This window comes from Streptomyces vastus, assembly GCF_039532825.1.
Lineage (GTDB): Bacteria > Actinomycetota > Actinomycetes > Streptomycetales > Streptomycetaceae > Streptomyces > Streptomyces vastus.
In genome coordinates, this window is the sequence record NZ_BAAASJ010000085.1 from 1 (window position 1) to 708 (window position 708).

Here is a 708-nt window from a genome sequence, read left to right on the forward strand (position 1 = left end):
AGCGTGTCCGTCGGCTGCGCTTGCCTGGCAAGGCCAAGCAAGCGGCTGAAGTGGCTTGTGACGATCTCGCGGCCTGCCTGAAGCACGTATCTGACGCGCTATCTCTGGGAGCGATTCCCTCGTTTCCACGGGCCGCCGAAGGCTGACCTCGGTTCGTCAGCAGTGATTGCTGCCGGGCATGCCATACACACAGCGATGGCCGCCGACAGCACAGCCGCGACCGCGCTGAGCCAGCCACAGACCCCGGCATTCCAGCCTTCACGCGCTTGGTGTGGAACACTCGCGCAGCAGCCGGGCTGGTTCCCAACCCCCGTGGGAACCAGCCGGTTTGCTCTGGCCGGTTGGCTATCCGTTGCCCTCCGGCGCTGCCAGACGGTAGGTGCGCGGCCGGTCGTCCACCTGCTCGGTGACGCCCTGCCGGGTGAGGGTGACCAGTGCGTTGGCGATGGCTCCTGAAGACTTCTCGATCACGCGGCTGATCTTGGTGGCGGTGAACGCCTCGCCGGGATGCGCCTGGAGGTGCTCGATGACCATGTGTCGCAGTGCTCCGGGCGCGAGCCGCTTCTTCTCACCCGGGAGGATGATCGCTTCCGTCGGCGTCGTCTGCTGCCCGGCGCCTGTCTGCGGGGCAGGGGGGTCTTCGTTCTTCGAGCCGTCGCTGGAGCCGTCCGTGGGCGGCTCGTTCTCGCCGGTGTCGTCGCCCTCGCT

At 67.5% G+C, this 708-nt stretch carries 1 pseudogene; it reads right to left on the reverse strand.

What is annotated here, in order from left to right:
- Positions 1–345 precede the first annotated feature (345 nt).
- Positions 346–708: pseudogene (locus ABD357_RS29910) on the reverse strand (hypothetical protein); the annotation flags it as partial.